The organism is Leptospiraceae bacterium, from assembly GCA_015075105.1.
GTDB lineage: Bacteria > Spirochaetota > Leptospiria > Leptospirales > Leptospiraceae > JABWCC01.
Genome location: JABTUZ010000001.1, coordinates 598783 through 617928 on the forward strand (window position 1 = coordinate 598783; position 19146 = coordinate 617928).

The following is a 19146-nucleotide window of genomic DNA, read 5'->3' on the forward strand; positions in this document are numbered from 1 at the left end:
TGATTCTAATTAGAAAAAAAATCTGTCAACCGATTTTATAATTTACTGAACTGTTTAGTTGAATGAAATTTTTATTTTATTCGCCTCGCAAATAGCGATACTATCTTGGTTGTAAGCCTTAATCAACTTTAACCTTTCTTCTCTTTTTTCTCCGCTTAACTTGGATGCAGATTTTTCAAATAGTAAACCAATTATAAATCTTGCAGAGGTTTCAACTGTTTCAAAAGCTAATGTATCTTTTCGTGTATTGTCTTTGATTTCTTTGAATGTACTGACTACAGTTTCAAAAATTTCTTTCACCTTGGCAAGCTCAGGTGTAATCGAAAAATTCGACATAGTTTCATCTATATAGGCTCTTAGGTGGCCGCTTGGAGACATTCCAGACACTACCCCGCCAATGGCAGCAACAACTTGAAGTTGGGTAGTTCCTTCGTAGATATTTGTAATTCTTGAGTCCTTATAGATTTTTGCAACATCGTAGTCTTCTGTATATCCAGAACCACCGTGGATTTGAATAGCATCAAAAGAAATAGAAATACACAATTCCGATAAATAGTATTTTGCAAGTGGGGTAAAATAGTTTGCTAACTTTTCCCATTTGCGAATTTCTTCATCTTTACGAATTTCTTTTTCGCTTACTCCGTTTCTTTCTAATCTTTCCGTTTTCCATAGATAGTTATCAACTGTTCTTGCCGCCTCTAAAAGCAAACATCTACCTGCGGCAAGCTCTCTGTCCATCCTATCCAACATTTTTTTAACAGCAGGGATGTTTTCTAAGGTTTTACCGAATTGCACTCTTTCTCTTGCATATTTTTTGGCTTCAAAGGCTGCTGCAGTTGCAATACCGAGAGACTGTCCTGCAATGCTCATTCTTGCAGTATTCATCATTCCCATGGCGTATTTTACAAGACCATTGCCTTCTTCACCGATCAGGATTCCCTTGGTGTTTTCATACACAACTTCACAAGTAGGGGAGCAGTGTAGCCCCATCTTTTTTTCTATCCCTGCTATTTGAATGTCTTTACTTTCCACAAGAAAAAACGAAAGTCCTCTTGCACCACTTGTAGGGCTTCCTGTTCTTGCCAAGGTTAAAATAACGGATGGTATGTCCGCAAACCCGCAAGCGTGGGTGATAAATCTTTTTGTACCGTTTAGAGTATAAGTTCCGTCTGGATTTTTTACTGCCTTGGTTTGAACAGAAGGAAGGTCACTTCCAAAATTTGGCTCTGTGAGTGCCATAGCGCCGGTTACGCTGCCTTTTGCCATTTTAGTAACCCATTCTTCTTTCATTTCTTCGGAGCCGTATCTTTCTATGGTTTCTGCAAGGCTTACGCAACTAAGTGCAATATAAAGAGATGCGTCTGCTCTGGCTACCAATTCCATCGCAAAAACTTGAACAGAGAGTGGAATTCCGAGTCCACCGAATTTTCGACTCATGGAAAAAGAATGTAGCCCAGCATCGACCACCAAGTTGTAGGCTTCGATCATTTCTTTGGGGAATGTGACTTTTCCGTCTTTGTATTTTAATCCGGTGTTGTCCATGGCTTTGGCTCTTTGAGAGATTTCTGTTCCTGAAATTTCTCCGAGAGAATTTAACACTGATTGGTAGTAGTCTAAGGCTTCTTCTTTTGTAGATGGGGCAAATGAATATCTTTCGTCTCCGGTTTCTTTATATTTCTTGGAGTCTTCAAAATCTCCTTCGTAAGTTTTTACAACCTCGTCCCAGTTTACTATTTTCTGAAATTGCAGTTGAAGGTCATCGTTGTCTGTGAAGTAATTGCTTTGGATCATGATAAGTACCTTTTTATTTTAATTTAAAAAAGAGAATTTTTCAACCTCTCTTTTGGGAAACTACTTTTTTTCTTTTAGATTATAACTTTTTTCAAATTCGATCCATAAGTCTATTCCATTTTGAAAAATTTCGGGGCTTTCTCCAAAACCAACTCTCACAAATCCTTCTTTTTCAAAATTTTTTCCGGGAAGTATAAATACACCCGTATTTTCGTATAGGTCGTCGCAGTATTTTTCGCTTTGAATTCCCTTTCTTAATTCAGGAAAACTCACCACGCCTCCTTCAGGAGGATGAAAAGAGCGAATAGAATAGATTTTTGAAAAATTTTCCTTCATGTACTGAATGTTTTTTTGAAGATTTTTTTTTATAGGCTCGATCAATTTTTTTCTTTTCTGTAAAATTTTAAGAGTTAGTAGCTCTGTAATCGGGCTTACTGTATGGGTAAGATAGTCTTTGAAAGAGCGAGCTTTTTTTAAAAAGTTTCTATCTCCTATTAGCCATCCGATTTTTAGCCCCATGACTCCAAAGCATTTTGTGATTGAGCCTGTGGTAAAAGTTTTTTCTGATAGTTTTGCTCCACTAAAGAACATGTCTTCCGTAGGGTGAAGAAATCTATAGTGTTCGTCGAATACGATATACCCTTGAAACTTGGGTGCCTCTGTTTTCAGGAAACTAAGTTCTTTATCACTTAGAATTTTTCCAGTAGGATTGTGGGGGTGGTTTATTACAAGTATATCCGATTTAGAATTGAATAGCGAGGCAATCTCAAGAGAGTCCTTTACTTCTATATTTTCAATTTTGCAACCAAGCATGGAAGGAATTTCATACAAAGCCTGAAACGCAGGGGAGAATAAGCTAACTCTGGAATTTGGTTTACAAATCAGTTGGAAAAGTATAAAAAGAGCTTCACCGGTTCCGGTTGTAATCAGAACTTCATCCGGGTGGACATTGGGATAAAGAGATGCGATTGTTTCTCGCAAGTCTTTTCTTCCGGTATTGGGAGAATCATCGAGTGTAATATTTTTAAATTCTTGAAAATTGAAATCAATTTCTTGTAGAAGAGAGTCTAAGTTTTTATTTTTTATGCCACTCTCTCCAAGGTTGCAAAAAGAGTTGAGTCTGTATTTTTCTAATCTGTCTTCAATGAAAAATTCACGTAGTCTCAATTGGGATAGGTTTATTGTGAGCGGTTACACTTTGAAAATAAGGTTCTTAGAATGACTTTACTGCTTCATCCACAGTTTTACAAAATTGAATATTCGTATCTTGCAAGATCAATTCTATGGAATTTGTTAAAGTCTTGGTGGATTTAGTGACCTTCATCATTCCGCCTGATTTTTTGATCTTATTTATCATATAAAAAAGACCTCCAAGCCCTGATGAATCAATGAAAGGTACATTGTCCAATGTGAGTATAATCTTTGATTTGTTTTCTGCGATAAGTGAATCGACCAAATCTTTTAGGTGCTTTATGTTGTACAGGTCTATATTTCCTTGAACATCAATAACCTGAACTTGATTTATTTCTTGTACGTTGAAGTTCATTTACTCAATCCTTTTCACTTTTTTGCCAGACAAAGAGAAAAAGTCCAGAAAAAAAAATAATCTTGTGAAAATTTTGGAAATTTCTTATGTTTTTTTTCCGAGAATTTCAAGCGCTTTTTGCTTTAAGATCGGGTGTACTATAAAATCATCGGGAGAAAGATCCGGGATTTGAGGTGGTTTGATAGGTTGAATTTTTAATTTATCCATACCAATCCATTGACCGAGTGCGAGTATCATCCTTTGAAAAATCTCATCCACTTTTCTTTGATACCCTGCTTTTTTGTAATAACCAAAGGCTAAAATAGGAAGTCTTCTCTCATAAAAAAAGTAGTCCCCCATACGGATAAGCCCATCTTTATAGTCTGTCTCAAGGAATAAGGCTCTTGCTTTGGAATAATCTCCTTCATTAAAAGATTTATTTCCTTCCCTGATTTTTTCGGCTCTTTCTTTTGGGTTCATATTTTTTCTTTCGGCTGATTTTCAAGAAAACCTGACGGACTAAGCAAAAAATAGAAATTTACACTCAAGGACTGGAATTTTTATTGGGTGAAGAGGAGAAATAATTGGGTGAGCTTAAGATTGGAGAAAAAATTTTATCTTTTAGTTTTACAGATGAAGAAGGAAAAAGTAAAGATATAAATTCTATTCTTGGGAAAAAAGGTATCGTATTGTATTTTTATCCGAGAGATATGACTCCGGGTTGCACTACTGAGGCTTGTGACTTTAGAGATAATTTTGGGGATATAAAAAAATTGGGGTTTAGTATTGCAGGAGTTTCCGGAGACAGCGAGGCTTCTCATCAGAAATTTAAAGATAAGTATGAGCTTCCGTTTATTTTAATTTCAGACAAAGATTATAATATTTGCAAAAGGTTTGGAGTCTATAGAGATAAGAAATTTATGGGCAAAGTGAGTAAGGGAATAGTCAGGACTACGATTTTATTGGACAAAGATTTAAAGATTTTAAAAGTCTATGATGAAGTGAAGGTAAAATCTCATGTTGCAAATATTAAGAACGATATAATGGAATTAGTAAAATGAAAATTGATGAGTCAAAGTTAAAATTTAGTGTTAGCCGTTCAAGTAAGAAATCCTCATGTTTAAAAATTCACCATGTTTTTAAAGACAAGATCAGTTCAGATTTAAAACGTAAGTTTGATTTGCAAATTGGTGGGAATATGTTCACGGGAGAGTGGAATCAACAGTTAGAGTCTTCTACAGAAAATACGATTTACCTTGGTCTGGGCGATGAAGATTCACTGAATATTAGAAAGATTTCAGAAGTCTATATTAAGTTAGGTGCAAAAATTTCAAAATGGAAAGGTGTTGACCTTGAAATTCATTTATCAAAAGGACTTATCCTTTCTCTAACTCCTTTTCATGAGCTTATTTATCATTTATCTGTGGCCTTGGAAGTTGGAGCTTATGATTTGAAGGTGCTATCTAAGGAATTTAAAAGCAATAAAAGAGAGACTTGCAATATTACGTTTATAGTAGAAGATGAAAATAAAATTCCAGATGCAAAAAAATCATTAGAAAAAGCAAAAATTGTTTCCAAGTATTTGAATGAGGCTCGTTATATTCAACACCTGCCTGCTAATTATTTTACTCCTGTAGAATTTGTAGAGAGATCGAGAGAAATTGCAAAGACTACAAATTTAAATATTACGGTATTTGACGAGGACAGACTAAAAAGAGAAAAGTTCGGCGGAATTCTTGCGGTGAGTAAAGGCTCTCCCATAAAACCCAAAATGATTCTATTAGAATATATGCCTAAGAAAAAATCAAGATCAGTTCAGCTTGCAATTATTGGGAAGGGGCTTACATTTGATGCAGGTGGGATTAGTATCAAACCTTCGGCGGATATGCACGAAATGAAATACGACATGTCAGGGGCTGCAGTTGCAATTCATGCTATAGCTGCGATTGCAAGTTTAAAATTAGATATTTCTGTAATTGCTGCAATTGGAGTTGTAGAAAATATGCCGGATGGAGAAGCTATTCGACCCGGAGATGTATATACTGCTTACAACGGCACAACAGTAGAAGTGCAAAATACAGATGCCGAAGGAAGGCTAGTGCTTGGTGATGTTTTGGCATACGTCAGTAAAAAATACAAGCCTACATATATGGTGGATTTAGCTACACTCACAGGGGCTGTGATCACTGCACTTGGACATGAGGCGGCTGCCTTAATTTCTAATTCTGGACTTTTTATTGATTATATTCAAAAGGCTTCAAATGTATCCAAAGACAGGGTTTGGGAAATGCCTTTTTGGGAAGAGTATGGCGAAGATTTGAAAAGCGATATCGCCGATCTAAAAAATATTACTGGCGGCAAAGGAGCAGGAACTCTATCTGCGGCACAATTTTTGTTTAAATTTATTGATCCTAAAATCGAATGGGCTCATTTAGACATAGCCGGAACTGCATGGAGAGGAAAGCCTTCCGGTACTCAATCCAGTGGTCCAACAGGGTATGGTGTAAGGTTGTTAGTAGAGTTAGCTGAAGTTTTAAGAAATAAATAAAATTCAACATTTCAAACTATCACAAACCCGGCTTTTAGATCAAACACTTCTTCAAAGAGCTCTTTTTTCTGTTGAGCCGACCAGATTTCTAAGAGAGTGTCTGCCCCCGACTTGGCTCTTAGCTTGAAAAGAATGATTTTCGATTGAATTTCACAGTTTAGGTCTTCAATGTTTTGTTTGTGGTTTCTGTCCAGTCCATCTGCAATCCTAAGTATTCCTGCAAGTTTTTTTACAAGAAGCTGATTTTCTGCAGAAAGTTTTTGGAACTCTAAATGCTTTGGCTTAGGGGAGCTTTTTCTGTGGTATCTTGCGATGAGTGCTATGATTTCGATTTCAGTAAAGTTGAAACCTACCATAGCTTCTGCATTTCTGATAATGTAATAACTGTGCTTATGGTGAGAGCTGTGAGAAATACCGAGACCTATCTCGTGTAAGATAGCTGCTGCCTCTAAATATTCCCTTTCTTCTCCACTGCATTTATGAATATCTAAAAGCTCATCGAATATTTTGAGTGCCAAATTTTTTACGTGGAGAGAGTGCTCCTTTTCAAACGGAAAAGAGTTGGAAACATTTGTGATCGCAGTCAGACGAATATTGTCAAGGTTATGGAAGGGAGATTTTTTTTCTCCTTCTGCTTTTTGAATTGAATCGTATATTATTCCTTCTCTTAGAGCATAATCTGAAACAGTTAGCTCTTTTAGTTGAAAAGTATCAAAGATTTTTTCTAGTATCACACTCCCTGCAACGATAATATCTGCACGCCGAGCGTCTAATCCAGGGATTTTTGTTCTTTTTTTTAGAGTATCAGCCGAGTCTAAAATACCTCTGACTTTTTTTAAATCCTCTATGGAAAATGTATAATTGTTCAGACTTCTTTGAAGTTCTTCTGAGCCGGTCGATATATTCATTTGGGCAATGGACTGAATTGTACCGGATGCACCTACCACAATTTCTGGTTGGTGTTTTTCAATTTCCTTTTTAAAATGGGAAATCATTCCTTCTACGTGCATTTTGCAATGAGAAATATCTGAATTGGAAATAGGATCTCCTATAAAAAATTTGTCTGTCAGTCGAATCGACCCTAATTTTAAACTTTGAGAAAAAAGTATGTTTCCTTTTTGTCCGATTAAAATTTCCGTACTCCCACCGCCAATATCAATCATCAGAATTTTTTTATCGAATATTTGAAGTCCTTGCAATATCCCGTAATATATAAGCCTTGCTTCTTCTACCCCGCTAACTACTTCTATATCAATTCCGACTTCTGTTTTTGCTTTTTTTAAAAAATCAGCTCTGTTTTTTGCTTCTCTGAGAGCGCTAGTTGCAATTGCCCTGACATCTGCACTTTGCCTGTCTGCCTGTAGTTTAAACCTTTTCAGGCAAGCGATTCCCCTTTCCATTGCTTCAGGAGTGATGATTTCGTTTAGTCCGGCTCCACTGCCAAGTCTAACGGATTCTTTGTCTTTTCCAAGTATTTCAAAAGAAGAATTTTGTTTTACTTTTACTATGACAAGATGAAAGGAGTTCGTGCCTAAGTCGATTGCTGCAAGGTTTCGCTTTTCCATAGTTTTTGACTCACTTGCCATAATGTATTTTGACCTGACTACGAATCAATTTTACGGAACTGTAGATTTATTTCACTCAAAATTTTTTAGATTTTGAAAAAAGGTTTTCAAGTTGCAAGTGAGACATAGTATAAAAATATTGATTTCAGTAGTGAAATAGACTACTTATTCTTTACCGGAAAATTTAGTTTTTTCCGATAATTTCAAGTAGGGAATCTTACGTTTTACTTTTATTTTATTATTCTTTGGGGAATGCAATATGATTTTTGATAATTTATATGCCTTGTTTTCAAACGATATGGGAATCGATTTGGGAACGGCAAACACACTTGTTCACGTAAAAGGACAAGGGATTGTTCTGTCTGAGCCGAGTGTTGTAGCAGTTCAGGCTTCAACCGGTAGGGTTTTGGCTGTGGGGCAGGAAGCAAAAAGAATGCTCGGCAGAACCCCTGGTGATATTGTTGCCATTCGACCGATGAAGGATGGAGTGATTGCAGATTTTGAAACTGTAGAGAAAATGATTCGTTATTTTATAGCAAAAGTCCATAACAGAACTACATTTGTTAAGCCAAGGATTGTAATCGGAGTACCTTCAGGGATTACTGAAGTGGAAAGAAGAGCCGTAAGAGAATCCGCAGAGCAAGCAGGGGCAAGGGAGATTTTTTTGATAGAAGAGGCACTCGCTGCTGCAATCGGTGCCAATATCCCTATTCACGAGCCTGCCGGAAATATGATTGTAGATATTGGTGGTGGAACCACAGAAATAGCCGTAATTTCTTTGGGAGGAATGGTGATTGCAGATTCTATCCGAACGGGTGGGGATGAGTTTGACGAGGCTATTATTAAGCACCTCAGAGGTCAGTACAATTTGGTAATTGGAGACAGAACCGCTGAAGACATTAAACTTACAATTGGAAATGCTTTCAGTGAAAAAAAAGTAGATACAATGGAAGTAAAAGGAAGGGACGCTATTTCCGGTTTACCTAGAACCTTAGAATTGGACTCAAACGAAGTAAGAAAAGCACTCAAGGAGCCTACAGATCAAATCTTAGACGGAATCAAGAGAGTATTGGAAAGAACTCCACCCGAACTCGCGTCGGATATAGTAGAAAGAGGGATCGTTCTTACTGGTGGGGGTTGTTTACTTCGAGGATTGGAGCTTTTCCTTGCAAGAGAAACCGGTGTGCCTGTGTTTAGGGCAGAAAATCCTTTGACCTGTGTGGTTTTAGGAACCGGAAAATACCTTGATGAATTAAAATACATTAAGCCGGGAGTGAGATAGGGCTTGGGAATTTATGCTCTGGGCAAAAATTTATCAGTATAAAGAATTTAGCTCGGTTAGCTTTTGTTTTTTATTTTCTCTTTTTTCTTTATTCTGGAATGGTAATTTTTTAGTCAGGGGAGTGGTGAATACCGCAAGAATAGGAGACACAGTTTCCAGTTCGATAGACTCTCTCGGAGATGTATTTAAGAGTACCTACAATAAAATCGAAAGTTTTGAAACTGTTCGCAAAGAAAGAGATTTTTATAAAAAGTTAGCCGATGAATACAAGCTACTTCCTCACGATCTTGAGAAATTAAAAAATGAAAATGAATCACTTCGCAGAGAATTAAAATTTTCTCCTTTAGTGCAACATCCTTGGGTCAAGGCTGAGGTAGTTTCTGTAAGATTGAATTCTATCTATAGAACGATTCTACTCGATAAAGGATCTGATGCAGGTATAAAACCGTACATGCCCGTTGTTGCACGTGCGTTAGACGACAAAGGAGAAGTCATTAGTTCTATTGTTGGAAAGATTGTTGCAGTTTCGTCTTCGTCGTCTGTGATTCAACCACTTATCAATTCCAATTTTTATATGGGTGTAGAGATTCCTGGCACAAACTTATGGGCAAACCTTTCCGGGAATTCTGGGAGAGGAACAGATGCAGTTTTGAATTTTATAGATAGTGGAATTATTATTGATCCAAGAACTTTTAGCTCTTTTCAGATGGGTCCTTCCCTCCCTCAGGGAAAAGAAGGCTCTGACTTAAATTCTTTTAGCAAAATCGGGAAGTCAGTATATACGTCAGGCGGAAGCGGTATTTTTCCACCCGGTATTCCAGTAGGTACAATTATAGAAGAAGGTCCAAGAAATGGATATTTTAAAACAGCTTACCTTCGTCCTTTTGTAAAATTTGAAGAATTAAAATACGTTACTGTAATCTTGAAAGCACCCGACAAGTGGGCATTGAGCTGGCCGGAAGAAAAAAACATTTCCATAGAAAATTCTATTTTCGGTGAGTTGAATTTTCCTGATGAGACAAAGGAAGAAAAGCAAAAAACTACAAAAGACATGAATGCCCCTCAAGTAAAAAATGATAAGAAAAAACAAGAGTCCACTTCTGTTCCCAAGCCATCAGAAGAAAATGAGTCAACTGAAGAAGAGAATTTAAAAATTCCACCGGTAACTGAATGATATTAGAAAAAATTGTTATATTTTCGGGAATCTTGATAGCCTATTTTTTAAACGGATCCAATTTATTTGAACTCGGAAAAAATATTAAACCCGATTTCATGATTCTTATCGTAACATTTTTTGCACTTAGAAAAGGGGCGTTGAGCGGACTTTGGGTGGGTTTTGTCGGAGGGTTGTTAAGTGATGCAGGTCTTGGGGGCGAAATCAGCTCTACAGGGATGATTCAATACAAGGTCGGTCTCCATAGTATGAGCTTTTCTATTCTTGGTTATTTAATCGGGAAATTTGGTAGGGCGGCTTACAACGAAAATTTGCTATCCGTATTCGTTGCTAACTTTATTGTCACTTTGGTTTCAAGAATATTTACATACTTTCTATTCGTTATTTTTTTTCATTCCAATGAAAATTATGGATTTTTAGTGACTTCGTTATACAATGGAGCAATTTCGCCTATCGTATTTTTTCTCCTTACTTGGGCATATCGTTTAGAACCTGTGGAAGGCTCAAAAATATGAGACAATCGTCTTCTGTCTCGGAGTACAGACTTGAGAAAAGTTTTAAACAAAGACTATATTTTTTTACGGGAATTATTGTTTTTACACTTGTAGTTTTTATAATTCAACTGATCAATTTGCAACTTCTTCAGGGAGCTGAAAATTCTTTAAAGGCAGAGAGATTTATACGAAAAAGTGAGTCTCTCCCGGCATCTCGAGGACAGATCTTTGACCGTAATTTTTTGACACCAGAGATTTCCAGTCCTCTCATTTCCAATACAGCTTCTTTGGATGCAGTTGTCAATAGCGCGCTACTAAAAAATAATCCAGAAAAAATCAAAGAGTATATAAAAATATTTTATAAAGTACTTTCGATTCCTTTAGAATATTACTCGGAAGAAATTTCAGAGCCAAAGTTTACAAAAAAAGTTCGTTCCAAGCAGCCGATAGTACTTCTGGAAGGAATTTCTAAAAAGCAACATGAAAGAATTTCTGTTTTTGACAATGTAGCAAAATATATTTTATTCGTTCCTTCTCCCAGAAGAATATACCAGATGGGTCCGGCTTTTGCCCATATCAGTGGTTATGTGGGCAAGCCGAGTAGAGAAGACCTTGTGAGTCGCGAAATCAAATCTTACCAACTTGTCGGAAAAGGTGGGATTGAGGTACAGTACGATTCTATTTTACGAGGTAGCGATGGTTTTAGGATTCAGAAAAGAAATTCAGAAGGAAATATAGAAGAAGAAAGGGTAATAGAGCACGCTAAATCAGGAAGCAATTTAATTTTAACCATAGATAAAAATATTCAGATAGCGGCGTACAGGGCACTAAAAAATATACGCGGAACAGTGATTGCAATGAAACCGGCAACAGGTGAAATTCTTGCAATTGCTTCCAATCCGAGTTTTGATCCGAATATTCTTTCGGGAAAAAATAAGCAAGAAAGACTCTTACATTTTAATAGAGTGAAAAAAAATAGAGGATTTTTAAATCTTGCGATTCAGTCTAAATTTCCTCCTGCATCTACTTTTAAGACGTTAGTTGCTCTTGCTGCATTGGAAAGTGAGCATAAAATGGATTTTCATCCTTCTGTTTCTTATACTTGTAGTGGCAAATGGGTATTGAAAAGCTCATTCGCAGGATTTCCTGATCAGGAATTTTTATGTTGGGATAAAAAAGGGCATGGAACAAATGATCTAATCCATGCTATCGAAAAATCTTGCTCTGTGTATTTTTATAATCTTGGTTATCAGCTCGGATCGGAGTCTATATTGTCTTATGCGAGACTTTTCGGTTTAGATAAAAAAAGCAATATTGATCTTCCGGGAGAAATCGTAGGGTTTGTCCCATCTAATGAATGGAAGAAGAGAACTTACGGTACTAAATGGTTTGATGGGGATACCGTAAATTTATCCATAGGGCAAGGGTTTATTTCTACTACACCTATGGGTATGGCACTTTTTTATGCAGGGATTATCAATGGTGGAAAAATCTATGAACCCTATATTGTAAGCGAGATACGAAACCCGATTGACAATTCAGTGATTCAAAGAAATATTCCAAAAGTTTTGAGAGATATTCCTTTAAAAAGGTCTTCTATAGATGCGATTAAATTAGGGCTACGAGCAGTCGGAAAAACTGGTACAGCGTCTAAGATATTAAATCTTCCGTTTCTTCCTGAGATTGCAGGTAAGACTGGAACAGCTCAAACGAAGAGAAGGGGAACATCCGGGTCAAACCATGCTTGGTTTATAGGTTATGCCCCTTTCAACGCTATGCCAGAAGAACAAGTACTCGTTGCAGTGTTTTTAGAATACGGTATAGGTGGTGCTGCTGGAGCGGGTCCTGTTGCAAGGGAAGTTTTTAAAGCTGCATTTCCACCCGGAACATTCAAAAGAGTCGAAGCACCTGCAAACTATCGAATGGATGAAGAATCTCCACAGGAGGCATCGGATAATGGCGAATAAAAGTTTGGACAAGATAGATTATCTTTTGGTAGTCTCTGTAGTCATTACAGTTTTTTGTGGAATCCTTGTACTCTACACTCAAGAAGCCAATGTTTCCGGTGGAACGGGTAGATGGTATAAGCAATTAATCTTTTTTTGTATCGGACTTATCTGCATGTATTTAATGACAAGAGTCAACTATCAATTGATAGGCTCTTACGCCTTGGCTATTTATCTGTTTACGATTTTCTTACTTATCATTACACTGATACCTGGAATCGGTTACCTCCCTAGTGGAAGAGGGGCTCGGTCTTGGTTGAAACTTGGACCAATAGGAATTCAGGTGAGTGAATTTGCCAAGTTGTCAACGGTGATTCTTCTAGGACAATATTTGGTATTAAAAGAAAGGGAAATGAAAAAAATTACAGTTCTCGTCATTCCATTTATTATTGTGCTTATTCCTATGCTTTTCATTATCTTGCAGCCGGACTTTGGAACTGCGGTTTCTTTTTTACCTATTTTATTTACAATGCTTTATCTCGGAGGAGCAGATATACTTCATATAGGCTCACTTATAGTTCTGGGTGGAGTGTCACTTTCTATTCCGATGTATTTAGAATATACGAAGCTGACTCTTTTTCCATTTTTAGTAGAAGGTCTTCAGAAAGCCGAAAAGACAGAACTTCTTTCTATTGTAAACCAATTAGGTGGAAAGGTATGGGCGATTTTAGAAAATAGAAACCACTCCAATAAAGATGGATTTGTTTTGGATTCGAAAAATATCCAGATATTGAGGGACACTGTAGAGGCAGTGAAAGAAGAGCACGCAAGTATTTTTTATAAGATTTTTGAAAACCAAACTGTTATGCTCATCACCGGTGGTGTTTTAATTTTAGCCAGTCTGGTTATGATAATTATTCGAGTCTCCAGAGGACAGGAAAAACTCAGGAAATATTATATTCCGGTAGGAATACTTGGGATTAGTATTATCTCGTCGGTTGTTGTTTACAAAACAATTCCTTTTAGGGAGAACCAAGTAATACGATTGACCGCTTTTATAAATCCAGATCAGTTCAAACAAGGTGCAGGTTATCAACTTCGGGCATCTAAACCGGCGGTAGGCTCTGGAAGATTTTTTGGGAAAGGTTTATTCAACGGAGAAATGACAGAGGGCAGAATCCCTCACGTACCGGAGAGTGGGACAGATTTTATTTTTGCTTCTTGGGCAGAGCAAACAGGGTTTATAGGCTCGGCAATTCTTTTATTTTTTCTGTTAGCAATTCCTCTAAGGGGGCTTCAGATTAGCTTTGAGAGTAAAGACAGGTTTGGTTCTCTGCTTGCCTCTGGTATAGTCGCCTTAATCTTTTTTCATATTGCAATAAACGTAGGAATAGTGATTGGGTTACTACCAATCACAGGGATTCCTTTATCGTTTATGAGCTATGGTGGCTCTCACTTAATCATGTCTATGACTGCTGTAGGGATTATTATTTCGATTAAAATTAGAAAACACGCGAACTAAGTGTATGAAAAAAAAAAGCATTACTGAAAATGTAAATTTAATCTTTGATCTAAAGGATAGATTTGTAGAAGGGGTATCTGAATTAGAGAAAGAGATTTTTGAACAAAGTGAAAAAATTGTTCAATTAGAAGAAATTTTAGCCAAAATGAAAAAAATTGCGAAAAATAGTGAGTCGGTATATTTTCAGAAAAGACTTGATAACTCTTTGAAAATCATCAAAAATTTTCGTGCCAAAAGAGAATACGGTAAAAAAGAATTTGATCTGATTTTTCACTCGGTAAGTAAGATAAAAAAAACAGATAGCATCGAATTATTAAACGAATCTCTAAAAAATAGAATAGAAAGAATCTCTGAACACTTTGTCCAAAATGAGGTGATTCAAAGAGGGAAAAAAGTTTCGAGTGGAGAAAAATATTTTACATTTCGCTATCGGTCTGTAAATTTTATAATAGACAACTCTCCAAAAAAGATCATCAAAAATGTAGAAAGAAAGAAAACCCGATGTAAAATAGAAGGAAAATTTTATCCGATTTTTCCTTCCTTGGGATTTGGAATTAGCGATGAAGATCGAATTTTTGATGAATTTTGTGATTTAATAATTCTAAAAACCAATTTGGGATACAGATGTTTTCACTCCGATGAGTTGGGGTTACTTGTTCAATTTTCAAAAGACACATTTCAGAGGATGCTTCGACCCACAGAAAGACGCTTAAAGTCCATTACTCACTATATAAAGTGGAAAAATGAGAGATATTACTATATTCCTGAGAAAATCGAATGAATTTTCGGATATTTAAGTAAAATAATTTAAAAAGAAACTACAAAATAGTAGAAAATTAACCCTATTTTTTCGATAATTGTACTATGTTCAGTATTTCAAACTTAAAAATTCGTACAAAAATCTACGGGTCGGTGGCTATATTTCAGTTGCTTGCCTTACTTATTACCATTCTCGGAACTATCGGATTATTCCGTATGGAATCTACCATAGACAGAATGTTTTTTATAGGAACTTTGTCCCAGCAAGCATCTACACTCGGATTTGCATTGGATAAACGAAGAAACTTAATGCTATTAATGGTTGGCTCTGAAAATGAAGAAGATTTTCAAAAATATTCTAAAGAAATTGAAGGACTTGAATACTCAATTTCTACATATATAAAAGAAATTTTAGTGCAAGTTCAAAAATACGCAGATAATGACAAAAAAAAAGAAGTACTTCCTCGCATCGAAGAAATACAAACTTTAGTAAATGGATTTTCAGCAGTTTCTAAAGAAATTGTTAAGAATTATTCATCTGCTTTTGGGCCGGGGTCTTCGGCTCAAAAGCGTGAGGGATTACGGAAGGAAGCACTCATCGTATTTTTGGAAAAAGCGAAAGTTTATGAATCATTATTAAATAAAATTTCTTTTCTCTATTCCCATATTGAGGAAGGAATGGTTGGAACTCATATTTTAACAATTAATACTTCCAGAAACTTAAAGACTGTTCTATGGGTTGGTTATATTATTTCCGTGCTTATTGTATTTATCGTTAGCACTCTACTCGTAAAAAGAATTGCTACCCCAATTATTCTAATAGAAAAAATGGCAAATAAATTTTCCGAAGGAGACCTAACTGCGAGTGCATCTTATCCATCACAAGACGAGATCGGGAAATTACTTCAGGCTTTAAACCGTGCTTCTGAAAATTTCAAAATCTTAATCAATCAGATCGGACACACTTCGGATCAGTTGGCTTCTTCTGCGGAAGAATTGTCTGCGACATCGAGGAATCTTGCAGACGGTGCATCCAACCAAGCAGCTTCCTTGGAGGAGACCGCCTCTGCGATTACAGAAATTTCAGAATCAGTTGAATATGTTTCGAGAAGTGCTAAAGACCAAGAGAAAGAAGTTGTAGATGCAAATAATTTGATGAAAGAACTGTCAAAGTCGATTTCAGAAATTACTGAAATCTCCAATGTAGTCAATGAAGGCTCTCAATCTGCACTTGCTGAAGCGAAAGACGGACAAACCAAGGTATCTGAAGCAAGTATGAGAATGGCCGCAATTGAAGAAAGCTCTGAAAGAATTTCCGAAATTATCAATGTGATTAACGATATATCCGAACAAACGAACCTACTTGCATTGAATGCTGCAATCGAGGCAGCAAGAGCAGGTGAGTCAGGCAGAGGGTTTGCGGTAGTTGCAGAAGAAATTTCCAAACTGGCATCGAGGTCGCAGAAAGCTACACAAGAAATTGCAGAATTGATTTCTGAAAGTCTGGTCAAGGTAGGCGACGGAAAATCTATAGTAATGCAAGTTGTAGATTCACTGAATAAGATTTTAGATAAGAGCAATCAAGCCGCTCGCCTTTCCGATAAAATATTGCAAGCCACCCGAAGTCAAAGCGAAAAAAGCAGCAAAGTAATGGTTTCTGTAATGACCTTGTCGAACATGGCTCAATCTATTTCCAAGGCAACCGACGAGCAAGGAATTTCGACCAGAGAGATCGCAAATGCAATCGAGCAGGTAAATGGAGTTGCGCAAAATACTGCAGCTTCGGCTGAAGAAATGGCTGCATCAACTACTGAGCTTGCATCTCAATCCGAAAAATTGAGGGGACTGATAGGTTCATTCAAAGTAAATTAATTTCGGATCGGATAAAACCGAGATCATGTTTGAGAATATAAAAAAAATTCGGCAGAATGACCCAGCTGCAAAATCGTATTTTGAAGTAGTTTTGTGTTATCCGGGTTTGCACGCTATTTGGTTTCACTATATTTCCCATTTTTTTTATAAAATTGGTTTTTATTTGATCGCAAGAATTTTTAATTCGATAAGCCGGTTTGTTACAGGAATCGATATTCATCCAGGGGCAACTTTGCACAAAGGAATAATGATCGACCATGGGATGGGAGTGGTGATTGGTGAGACAAGTGAGATAGGAGAGGGTTGTTTGATCTATCAAGGCGTGACACTTGGAGGAACAGGAAAAGAAAAAGGGAAGCGTCACCCGACACTCAATCGAAATGTAGTAGTTGGGGCTGGGGCTAAAATTCTTGGGAATATTACAATTGGGGACAATGTTAGGATTGGTGCAGGCTCTGTAGTGATGAGAGACGTTCCACCTGATTCCACAGTAGTTGGAATTCCAGGAAGAGTTGTTAAAGATAGCTCTTTTTCAAGAGATCAGATGTTGGATCATAATCTTATGCCCGATCCTGTAGCTAAAGTTTTTGCTATTCTTAATGAAAAGGTTGACAATCTTGAAAAGGCAATGAATAAAATTGGAAAGTCTGATTCTTCTACTAAATTACAAGAACAGGATGAAAAATATGTTCAAGATTTTATTCATGGTGATGGAATTTAGAGGTTTGTAAAATGTCGATTAGCGAAAGACAAATGGAGTTAATTCAGGAATCTGCCAAGTTACTTATGAAAGACCTATTAATTAGCCATGAAGAATCTATACAGATTGTAGTGGCTGCACTAAAAAAACAATTGGCTGCAAAAAATCTTACAATGGAAGCGATCAATTCCAGATCGAGGTCAGACAGAACTTCTTTTATTCGATCCGTGGTTTACGAAGTCCAACAGACAATCGAAAACAACAAAAACTACTATCCTAAAAATTTAACAAAAACGATTGAAGATTTTTATAAAATACTCCACCATTCTTGGACAGAGGAATAAATATTTTGAATTTGTATTTTAAAAATTTCAAACCTAACTATTTAAAAATAGGTATCGGTTTACTATCTCTTGTAATTCTTTCAAACGCATTGTATTCAAAAAACGACGATCCCTTGCACTATTTTAAAAATGGGGAAAAGCAATTCAAGAAAGGAAATTTTAAAGAAGCCTATACGGATTACGAAAATTTTATTAAAGAATCCCCTTATGAATACGAGGTTAGAGACGCACTTTTTAAAATGGGGAAAATTAAGTTTGATGAAAAATCTTACCCCGATACAATAACTCTCTATGAAAGGCTTTTAAAAAATTATAAAACAATTAAATATACATCAGAATTAAAAATCCTACTCGGTAGGTCTTATTTTCAGATGAATCTATTGCAGAAGTCTTCAGATATATTTTTAGATTATGTGAAAAATAACAAAAAACCGCATGAACTCCTTTTTACGGCTCGATTTTTTCTCGGTAAGATTGAAGCGAAAAGAAAAAAAGGAAAGGATGCACTGCAACATTTTAAGTATGCGGTATCTATTGCAAAAGGAATCCAAATCGTTGAAAAAGAGATTTTAGACGAATGCTATTTTCTTACTTCTAAATATTCCTATCAAGAAGGAAATACTCCTGATGCTTATAAATATTTTCATCTGCTTTCGGAAAATTATTTTAGCGTAAATCCAGAACATAAAAGACTAATAAAACAGATAATGAATTCTGCGATTACTGAATCCAATGGCTTACCCGAAGAAACTGTTACTTCTATAAAGTTTGACAACGACGATATATGGATAGGAACTTTTATATCTGGCCTTGTGCGTTATACGCGATCCTCTGGTAAATTTGTGGTTTTCACTACAGAGGATGGATTGTTATCCAATGAGGTTAGAGATATTTTAATAGACGGAGACTATGTATGGGTCTCTACATTGGAAGGAGTTACAAGATTTACAAAAAAAGACTCTAAGTTTAAGACGTACTTTAAAAATTCCAGCGATAAAAATTTTCGATTGCAAAGGGTTTATCAAGACGATCGGTATTTGTATTTTGGGAGTCTTGGTGGTGGTGTGAAAAAGTATGATAAGATCAACCAAGAAATGACAGTGCTTGGGGAGTCCAGTCCATTGAAGTCTGATCTTGTGCCGAGTATCCACGGAGACGATAACAGAATTGTTTTTTCTACACTTGGTGCGGGAGTAGTATTGTACGATAAAAAATCAAACACCTACAAAAGTTTTACAAAAGAAAATGGATTGTCCGGTAACGATGTTAGAGATGCAATTCTTGATGGAAGATTTATTTGGGCAGGGATTCACGGGAAAGGATTAAACAAGATTGACATTGAAACAGGGAAGGTCGAATTTTTGGGAAATGACGAAAAACTAAATCTAACTTACCCTGTTTGTATAGCAAAAAGAGGATCGGAAATTTGGGTCGGCACAGTTGACGGTGGGCTTAGAATTTTTAGGCAGGAAAAAAATGAATGGGAAAAATATACCGTAGTCAATGGACTTATTTCTAATGACATCAATCACATCGAATTTGAGGGTGACTATGTTTGGGTGGGAACTTTGAATAAAGGGATTAGTATTATTTACTATCCTTCAAAAAATAAATTTTAGGAAAT

General features: G+C 36.4%; 17 protein-coding genes. 12 read left to right on the plus strand and 5 right to left on the minus strand.

Translation table 11 applies throughout. The features are described from left to right. Positions 1–54 precede the first annotated feature (54 nt). The 4 genes from HS129_02980 to HS129_02995 form a co-directional block, all read right to left on the minus strand. Positions 55–1791 (minus strand): acyl-CoA dehydrogenase family protein, encoded by a 1737-nt coding sequence (locus HS129_02980; GenBank protein MBE7411019.1) that lies wholly within the window; start codon positions 1789–1791, stop codon positions 55–57. Between the two features lie 60 nt (positions 1792–1851). Then, positions 1852–2958, minus strand: a complete 1107-nt coding sequence (locus HS129_02985; protein ID MBE7411020.1) for a pyridoxal phosphate-dependent aminotransferase — start codon at positions 2956–2958, stop codon at positions 1852–1854. 46 nt (positions 2959–3004) lie between these two features. Further along, the gene (locus HS129_02990) at positions 3005–3337 is read right to left on the minus strand and encodes an STAS domain-containing protein (protein MBE7411021.1); all 333 of its coding nucleotides are present in this window, start codon (positions 3335–3337) and stop codon (positions 3005–3007) included. Between the two features lie 84 nt (positions 3338–3421). Further along, positions 3422–3796, minus strand: a complete 375-nt coding sequence (locus tag HS129_02995; protein MBE7411022.1) for a hypothetical protein — start codon at positions 3794–3796, stop codon at positions 3422–3424. Between the two features lie 104 nt (positions 3797–3900). Here HS129_02995 and bcp point away from each other — a divergent pair, with 104 nt between their 5' ends. Beyond that, the gene (gene bcp / locus HS129_03000) at positions 3901–4377 is read left to right on the plus strand and encodes a thioredoxin-dependent thiol peroxidase (protein ID MBE7411023.1); all 477 of its coding nucleotides are present in this window, start codon (positions 3901–3903) and stop codon (positions 4375–4377) included. After that, positions 4374–5864 carry a leucyl aminopeptidase gene (locus HS129_03005; protein MBE7411024.1) on the plus strand — a complete coding sequence of 497 codons (1491 nt, stop codon included), beginning with the start codon at positions 4374–4376 and terminating at the stop codon, positions 5862–5864. Before bcp ends, HS129_03005 begins: the two co-directional genes overlap by 4 nt. An 11-nt stretch (positions 5865–5875) precedes the next feature. Here the strand turns inward: HS129_03005 and HS129_03010 are convergent, their stop codons facing one another. Next, a complete protein-coding gene (locus HS129_03010) occupies positions 5876–7429 on the minus strand; it encodes a Ppx/GppA family phosphatase (GenBank protein ID MBE7411025.1) in 1554 nt (517 codons plus the stop codon). Between the two features lie 259 nt (positions 7430–7688). On the opposite strand from HS129_03010, the gene HS129_03015 reads away from it, so the two are divergent. The 10 genes from HS129_03015 (at position 7689) to HS129_03060 (ending at position 19141) form a co-directional block, all read left to right on the plus strand. Then, entirely contained in the window at positions 7689–8711 is a 1023-nt protein-coding gene (locus HS129_03015) for a rod shape-determining protein (GenBank protein MBE7411026.1), read from the plus strand. Between the two features lie 13 nt (positions 8712–8724). Further along, entirely contained in the window at positions 8725–9885 is a 1161-nt protein-coding gene (locus HS129_03020; GenBank protein ID MBE7411027.1) for a rod shape-determining protein MreC, read from the plus strand. Then, positions 9882–10400, plus strand: coding sequence for a rod shape-determining protein MreD (gene mreD / locus HS129_03025; protein ID MBE7411028.1), 519 nt, complete (start codon positions 9882–9884; stop codon positions 10398–10400). The genes HS129_03020 and mreD overlap by 4 nt, the downstream gene beginning before the upstream one ends. Further along, a complete protein-coding gene (gene mrdA, locus HS129_03030) occupies positions 10397–12346 on the plus strand; it encodes a penicillin-binding protein 2 (GenBank protein ID MBE7411029.1) in 1950 nt (649 codons plus the stop codon). Before mreD ends, mrdA begins: the two co-directional genes overlap by 4 nt. Then, a complete protein-coding gene (gene rodA, locus HS129_03035; protein MBE7411030.1) occupies positions 12333–13847 on the plus strand; it encodes a rod shape-determining protein RodA in 1515 nt (504 codons plus the stop codon). The genes mrdA and rodA overlap by 14 nt, the downstream gene beginning before the upstream one ends. Positions 13848–13851: 4 nt before the next feature. Further along, positions 13852–14628, plus strand: coding sequence for a hypothetical protein (locus HS129_03040; protein ID MBE7411031.1), 777 nt, complete (start codon positions 13852–13854; stop codon positions 14626–14628). Between the two features lie 83 nt (positions 14629–14711). Then, on the plus strand, positions 14712–16478 hold the full coding sequence (locus HS129_03045; GenBank protein ID MBE7411032.1) for a methyl-accepting chemotaxis protein: 1767 nt from the start codon (positions 14712–14714) through the stop codon (positions 16476–16478). Between the two features lie 25 nt (positions 16479–16503). Next, positions 16504–17199, plus strand: coding sequence for a serine O-acetyltransferase (gene cysE, locus HS129_03050; GenBank protein ID MBE7411033.1), 696 nt, complete (start codon positions 16504–16506; stop codon positions 17197–17199). An 11-nt stretch (positions 17200–17210) separates the two neighbouring features. Next, on the plus strand, positions 17211–17522 hold the full coding sequence (locus HS129_03055; GenBank protein MBE7411034.1) for a hypothetical protein: 312 nt from the start codon (positions 17211–17213) through the stop codon (positions 17520–17522). Between the two features lie 5 nt (positions 17523–17527). Beyond that, positions 17528–19141, plus strand: a complete 1614-nt coding sequence (locus HS129_03060) for a tetratricopeptide repeat protein (GenBank protein ID MBE7411035.1) — start codon at positions 17528–17530, stop codon at positions 19139–19141. Positions 19142–19146 lie beyond the last annotated feature (5 nt).

Coding starts and splice junctions, on each gene's coding strand:
- HS129_03010 (MBE7411025.1), bottom strand. CDS start 7,429: ATGGAAAAGCGAAACCTTGCAGCAATCGACTTAGGCACGAACTCCTTT.
- mreD (MBE7411028.1), top strand. CDS start 9,882: ATGATATTAGAAAAAATTGTTATATTTTCGGGAATCTTGATAGCCTAT.
- HS129_02995 (MBE7411022.1), bottom strand. CDS start 3,796: ATGAACCCAAAAGAAAGAGCCGAAAAAATCAGGGAAGGAAATAAATCT.
- HS129_03055 (MBE7411034.1), top strand. CDS start 17,211: ATGTCGATTAGCGAAAGACAAATGGAGTTAATTCAGGAATCTGCCAAG.
- HS129_02980 (MBE7411019.1), bottom strand. CDS start 1,791: ATGATCCAAAGCAATTACTTCACAGACAACGATGACCTTCAACTGCAA.
- HS129_03015 (MBE7411026.1), top strand. CDS start 7,689: ATGATTTTTGATAATTTATATGCCTTGTTTTCAAACGATATGGGAATC.
- HS129_02990 (MBE7411021.1), bottom strand. CDS start 3,337: ATGAACTTCAACGTACAAGAAATAAATCAAGTTCAGGTTATTGATGTT.
- cysE (MBE7411033.1), top strand. CDS start 16,504: ATGTTTGAGAATATAAAAAAAATTCGGCAGAATGACCCAGCTGCAAAA.
- HS129_03045 (MBE7411032.1), top strand. CDS start 14,712: ATGTTCAGTATTTCAAACTTAAAAATTCGTACAAAAATCTACGGGTCG.
- HS129_03005 (MBE7411024.1), top strand. CDS start 4,374: ATGAAAATTGATGAGTCAAAGTTAAAATTTAGTGTTAGCCGTTCAAGT.
- HS129_03040 (MBE7411031.1), top strand. CDS start 13,852: ATGAAAAAAAAAAGCATTACTGAAAATGTAAATTTAATCTTTGATCTA.
- mrdA (MBE7411029.1), top strand. CDS start 10,397: ATGAGACAATCGTCTTCTGTCTCGGAGTACAGACTTGAGAAAAGTTTT.
- HS129_03020 (MBE7411027.1), top strand. CDS start 8,725: ATGCTCTGGGCAAAAATTTATCAGTATAAAGAATTTAGCTCGGTTAGC.